Below are 3,439 nucleotides of genomic sequence, written 5' to 3'. Positions count from 1 at the left end.
ACGAAAACGATTGTTTTGCCTTCAGATGAATATCTGTTTATTTCATCCCTTGAGATATCAAAGGAACTTCCTTCAATTAGAGATTCGTTAGCGGCATAGAACTGTTCTCCTCCAAGGTTTGCAATGATTCCTTTACCTGGAACATTTTTAAAGTCTTCGATATTCTCATAGAGAATATTATTTTCATTTGCATAATCCACAATAGCCTGAGCAATCGGATGGGAGGATTGAGACTCCAAGGAAGATGCGATCCTAACAATATCTTCATCAGAATAATTTTCATCCAACACTTTAATGCCACTTAATGCCAATTTACCTTCTGTTAGAGTACCTGTCTTATCAAAAATCACCGCCTTGACATTACGCATTTCCTCAACATAGGTACTTCCCTTAATTATAACACCGTTTCTGGTTGCTGAAGTGATAGCGGATACCATTCCAACAGGGGTTGAGATTAAGAATGCACAAGGGCATGAGATTACCAATAGGGAAAGCGCTTTATAAACCCAATCAACCAATGGCTGACCAAACAATAACGGCGGGATGAATGCAATGCAAATTGCCCCAATCATCATTACAGGAGTGTAATATTTGGCTATCCTTTCAACCATGGTTTCGGTTTCAGACCTGTTGAGCTGTGATCTTTTAACCAAAGTTACGATTTTTGAAATGACTGAGTCCTTAGCCTCAGAAGTTACCTTAATTTCCAGATATCCGTCTTCATTAACAGTACCTGAGAACACATTGTCCCCAACTTCCTTTAAAACCGGTACGCTTTCACCAGTGATGGAAGCCTGGTTAATTGAAGATGAACCTGAAATCACTTCACCGTCCAAAGGCACTTTGTCTCCAGGTTTTACAATTACAATGTCCCCAACATTTACTTCATCGACGTTTCTAATTTCTTCCTTATCCCCAACTTTAACTCTTGCAGTGTCCGGGGCAATTTCAACCAATGATTTGATTGAACGTTTTGCCCTATGTTCAGCATAGTCTTCTAAAAATTCTGCAATATAATAAAGGAAAGTGACTGCAGCACCTTCTTCAGGATGCCCTATAATGAATGATGCAACACATGCAATACACATTAACATTGCCGGGCCGATAGTATGCCTGTTGACTAATGACTTATACGCCATAATAGCTATTTCATAACCTGCAATTACTGCGCCAAGCATATATGTAACAGTTACAATTGTAGGGTCAAATGACAACCATTCAAAAACATGACCTAAAACAAACAGTATTCCGCTTGCAACAATGATTTGTATTGGCCTATTGGCAATTAACGGTTTTCCTTCAGCCAATAATTCCTCGTCCCCATGGGAATGCTCATGACCGTGGTCATGTCCATGGTCGTCATCATCTGCACAATCAGGACACCCGCACAAACTGAATTCAACATCATCATGTTCGTGTTCGTGATCATGACAACCACAATCATCATCAGTACAAACATCCTCATGGTCATGATGGTCATGTTCGTAATCATGACAACCACAATCATCATCAGTACAAACATCCTCATGGTCATGGTCATGATGATGCTCATGCTCGTGAGAATGCTCATGACCATCATCATCTGCACAATCAGGACAACCACAAAGGCTTATATCAACATCTTCATCATAATCAATTTTTTCGCTATGATCATGGATACTTAAATCAGTTTTTTCTTGATAATCTCTTAATAACTGTCTATCATAATGATCAGGATTTTCACAGTGAATTTCATCACATTTCGGATCCAAACAGATGTAATTGAAATGTTCTGGATTGTGGCAGTTTTCATCAGCACAATCCGCATCATAACATCTATTTTCAACCATTTTATCACCAATTAAAAATTATTCTAATATATGTTCCAAACCCACTTTGTAAATCATTTCTATGTGAAGGTCTGTGAGTGAATATCTTGCCATCTTACCTTCCTTTTGGTATTTGACAATATTATTTGCACGCAATATTCTCAATTGATTTGAAACTGTTGTTTGGTTTAAATCAAGAGCCTCACAAATATCACAAACACATAAATCCTCTATACTAAGCAGGGAAATAATTTTTAATCTTGTTGGATTTCCAAAAATTTTGAAGAATTCTGATAGCTCAGCGAATTCAGCTTCGTCAGGTATGCGTTCACGTACACGGTCAACAACATCTTCATGAGAGTTGAAGACTTCACACATATCATCGTTTTCGTTTTCAAGATTATTTTTTTTCATTTCCATCACATATATTATATATTTACATATTATGATATGTTTATGTATTTAAATGTTGTCATATCATGATATCGTGATATGTTAATTTGAAAAAAATAAAATGAAAAAATAAATTATCTTCCATTCAATTCATCAGTTAACCTTTTTACCTCAGCTTCAAGATCAGCAATTTTACCATTAGCCTTAGCCAAATCATCCTTAGTATGAGCTAAATCATCCTTAGTATGAGCTAAATCTTCTTTAGCATAAGTTAAACTTTCAATAGTACTCTCATGAGATGCAAATCTCATTTGACTTTCCTGAGAAGTATTATCATCCATCATTTTTGTTAACCTCCTATATTCGTCTTCATCATCAAAAAATGCATCCAGCAACACAGTGATAACTGAATACAAAGTATATTCCATATGCAAATCTAACTTTTCAACAATTTTAAGATATAGACTTACAACATTATCCATTATTTCACATGCACGTTCTCGAGGCGCATAAAGTGCAATTACACCCAAATTTAAGGCCATTTCTTGACTCAAATATTGATTATTATATATTATTTTACTCACAGTACTTAATCTTTGGGATATATTATCCTCACCAAGATCTAAGAAGTACAATTGAGTAATATCAGACGGAGACCTGATAAGTTTATTTTTAGATTTATCTTTGTTGAGATGTGAAGCAACAACCAATAATGTGGGTAAATGTTCATCAACAACCAATTGAACATCATAATCTCCAAATTTGTTTAACTTTTCCTCCCCAACAGGAATAGATTGATGTTCTAAACCCACAGCCACTCTTTCAAATAGTATTTTATAATCAGAATCTGCAATATATGCAGAATCCATTTCACCGCAAGTCCCATCTTTCAAATGAACTCTTCGATTGCACTTTTCAACAAATTTTCCAGGAACCCCAATAGTGCTTGTATATTCCTTAGGAAATTCATTAAACAAAATGCTGTGACTCAAATCAAAAGGCTTTGAGAATTTTCGTTTTCTAATCATATTAATTACATCCTATTAATTTAAAACACCCTGCAGAGAGATTTTTTATTAAAAAAAATTATAACCTCTTTTATAAACAATGGATAGGTTTTAATTCAATTAACTTAAAAATTAAGATAAAATTAATTTTCAAGTTCAATATGGCATGCATATGATATAATTTGAATAAAAAAATATAAAGAAATTTTCAAAGTGCGACAATGCACAAAA

The 3,439-nt window shown here is 34.6% G+C and carries 3 protein-coding genes; all 3 read right to left on the bottom strand.

Annotation, left to right across the window (positions count from 1 at the left end; all coding sequences use genetic code 11):
- Window positions 1–1,829: cation-translocating P-type ATPase (locus QZN27_RS09385; protein ID WP_296786832.1), on the bottom strand; the 1,829-nt coding region annotated here is incomplete at its 3' end.
- An 18-nt stretch (window positions 1,830–1,847) separates the two neighbouring features.
- Window positions 1,848–2,222 carry a helix-turn-helix transcriptional regulator gene (locus QZN27_RS09380; protein WP_296786830.1) on the bottom strand — a complete coding sequence of 125 codons (375 nt, stop codon included), beginning with the start codon at window positions 2,220–2,222 and terminating at the stop codon, window positions 1,848–1,850.
- A 113-nt stretch (window positions 2,223–2,335) separates the two neighbouring features.
- A complete protein-coding gene (locus QZN27_RS09375) occupies window positions 2,336–3,229 on the bottom strand; it encodes a hypothetical protein (protein WP_296786828.1) in 894 nt (297 codons plus the stop codon).
- Window positions 3,230–3,439 lie beyond the last annotated feature (210 nt).

It is taken from the genome of uncultured Methanobrevibacter sp., assembly GCF_900316895.1.
In the GTDB taxonomy this organism is placed as follows: domain Archaea; phylum Methanobacteriota; class Methanobacteria; order Methanobacteriales; family Methanobacteriaceae; genus Methanocatella.
The sequence above is the reverse complement of the archived record's forward strand: the minus strand, read 5'-3'. Positions and strand labels throughout refer to the sequence as shown.

Excerpts from the sequence above, each read along its gene's own strand:
- QZN27_RS09375 (WP_296786828.1), bottom strand. The coding sequence starts at position 3,229 with ATGATTAGAAAACGAAAATTCTCAAAGCCTTTTGATTTGAGTCACAGC.
- QZN27_RS09380 (WP_296786830.1), bottom strand. The coding sequence starts at position 2,222 with ATGAAAAAAAATAATCTTGAAAACGAAAACGATGATATGTGTGAAGTC.